Source organism: Candidatus Methylomirabilota bacterium, from assembly GCA_035260325.1.
In the GTDB taxonomy this organism is placed as follows: domain Bacteria; phylum Methylomirabilota; class Methylomirabilia; order Rokubacteriales; family CSP1-6; genus AR19.
In genome coordinates this window covers 1-2,274 of sequence record DATFVL010000189.1, presented here as the reverse complement: position 1 = coordinate 2,274, position 2,274 = coordinate 1, and the positions used below count along the sequence as shown (strand labels likewise).

At 75.1% G+C, this 2,274-nt stretch carries 4 protein-coding genes; 1 reads left to right on the top strand and 3 read right to left on the bottom strand.

Annotated features, from left to right (window positions below; all coding sequences use genetic code 11):
* Positions 1-379: enoyl-CoA hydratase-related protein (locus VKG64_12450; GenBank protein HKB25850.1), on the top strand; the 379-nt coding region annotated here is incomplete at its 5' end.
* On the opposite strand, the gene VKG64_12445 is transcribed toward VKG64_12450, so the two are convergent.
* The 3 genes from VKG64_12445 to VKG64_12435 form a co-directional block, all read right to left on the bottom strand.
* On the bottom strand, positions 376-675 hold the full coding sequence (locus VKG64_12445) for a cell division protein ZapA (protein ID HKB25849.1): 300 nt from the start codon (positions 673-675) through the stop codon (positions 376-378). The genes VKG64_12450 and VKG64_12445 overlap by 4 nt on opposite strands.
* Entirely contained in the window at positions 672-875 is a 204-nt protein-coding gene (locus VKG64_12440) for a hypothetical protein (GenBank protein HKB25848.1), read from the bottom strand. Before VKG64_12440 ends, VKG64_12445 begins: the two co-directional genes overlap by 4 nt.
* Positions 875-2,274 (bottom strand): phenylalanine--tRNA ligase subunit beta (locus tag VKG64_12435; GenBank protein HKB25847.1); only part of this gene is annotated, 1,400 nt, incomplete at its 5' end. The genes VKG64_12440 and VKG64_12435, both read right to left, overlap by 1 nt.

Sequence of the window (2,274 nt, the reverse complement as noted above, 5' to 3'; positions counted from 1 at the left end):
CCGCCGCTGGGGCATCCCGCTGCTCGACGGCGGCACCGTCCGGCTGCCGGCGATCGTCGGTCTCGGCAGAGCGCTCGACATCATCATGACGGGCCGGCCCGTGGACGCGCGCGAGGCCGAGCGTATCGGGCTCGCCAACCGCGTCGTCCCGAAGGGCCGGGCGCGCGGAGAGGCGGAGGCCCTCGCGCTGACGATCGCCGGGTTCCCGCCGAACTGCGTCAGGAGCGACCGGCGGTCGGCGTACGACTCGGTGGGGCTCCCGCTCACCGCCGCGCTCAGGCGCGAGCACGCGCTCGGGATGAAGTCCGGGGCCACGGGCGAGAGCCTGGCGGGCGCCCGGCGCTTCGCCGCCGGCGCCGGCCGCCACGGGGCGTTCTAGGCGCCCGGCTCCTTCGGTCTCGCCTTGTCGAGGATGGCGACGAGGGCAGAGAGGCGCCGGCTCACGTCGGCCTGCTCGCGCGGGCCCTCCTCGCGCGCCTTGAAGAGCTCGTCGGTGATATCGAGCGCGGCGAGCATGAGCGCCGTCATCGGGTCCTTCACGCCCGAGCGCTTGAGCGTCGTCGTGCGCTCCTCGATGTACTTCGCGAGGGACACGATGTAGTCGCGGGGCTCCGGCGTGCGGATCACGAGCGTCCGTCCGAGCATCGTGAACTCGACCCGCCGCGGCTCGGTCATTCCGTCCTGTCCAGCTCGAGCTTCGCGATGTCCTTCAGGATCGCGTCCACCTGGGCGAGCACCTGCCGCCGCTCGTCGGCGAGCCGCTTCGCGTCGCGCCGGAGCTGGGCGTTCTCCTCGCGGAGGCGCCCGAGCGCCTCGACGGCGCGGCGCACGGCGTTCTCCAGCTCCGTCAGACGCTCGACGATCCCGTCGGCCATCAGGCGCTCCGCAGCGCGATGCCGAAGGCGGCGGTGATCCGCTGAGTCACGCGCTCCTGGACCCGGTTCACCTCGTCGTCGGTGAGCGTCCGGTCCTCGGCCTGGAACGTGAGCCGCCAGGCGAGGCTCCGGCGGCCGTCGGGGAAGCGGAACACGTCGAAGAGCGTCACCTGCCGCAGGAGCGGCCCGGCCTCGCGCGCGAGCGCGGCTTCGATCTCGGCGGCGGTCAGCGCCTGCTCCGCGCCCAGGACGAACGCCAGGTCGCGCTGGACGGCCGGGAACCGCGGGAGCGGCTGGTACGCCAGGGGCGGCGTGGGCGTCGCCTCGGCGACGTCGAGCGCGACGGCGGCGCCGAACACCGGCACGTCGATGCCGTAGGCGTCGCGGACCGCCGCCGCGACCTCTCCGAACTCGGCGACGATCGCCCCGGCCTCGTTCTCGAGCGCGCCGTGACAGCCGGGCTCGAAGCCGCCGAGCCTGCCGGCGCCGGGCCGGAGGCCACCGATCCCGAGGGCCGCCAGCACGTGCTCGGCGAGGCCCTTCGCGTCGTAGACGTCGGCAGGCGCGTCCGGCGTGTGCCACGCGCGTGCGGTACGGCTGGCCGCGAGCGCGATCGCCGCCCAGCGCGGCTCGACCGCGCCGGTCTCGTTCCGCGCCGCTTCATACGTCTTGCAGAGCTCGAAGAGCGCGACGTCCGGCTGCTGGCGCCGCACGTTGACCGACACCGCGCCGAGGAGCCCCTCGAGGGGATGCGACCGGAGGACCGACGCATCCTGGGCTAGCGGGTTCTTGAGCGTGAGCGGCTCGGCGGCGCCGAGGGCGCGGAAGAGCGCCGCGCGGGCCGGGTCGCAGAAGGCGTGGGTGATCGCCTCGGCGAGGCCCGCGCCGACCAGCGCCCGCCGTACCGTCTCGGCCTGGCGCAGAGTCGCCGGCTGCTTGACGACGTCCACGGCGCCGGCGGGCAGCGTCGAGGGCAGCTTGCCATAGCCCCAGACGCGGATGATCTCCTCGACGAGATCGTCCTCCATCGCGAGGTCGCGCCTGAAGCTCGGGACCGTCACGTCGAGCACCGCGCCCCGCGCGCGGGCCGGCAGGCCGAGACCGGCGAGGATGCGCCGGGCCAGCGCCGGCGCCGGCGTCACGCCGAGCACGCGCTTCACGCGCGACATGCGGAGGCGCACGCGGACGGGCTTGCGGCGCCGCGGGTAGACGTCCACCATCCCGCGCGCGACCGCGCCGCCCGCCAGCTCGCGGATGAGCTGGGCGGCGCGGGCGGAGGCGTCCACGAGCGCCTCGATGTCGGCGCCGCGCTCGAAGCGGTACGCCGCGTCCGTGCGGAGCCCGAGCGCGCGCGAGGTGCGGCGGATCGAGACCGGGTCGAACCAGGCGCTCTCGAGGA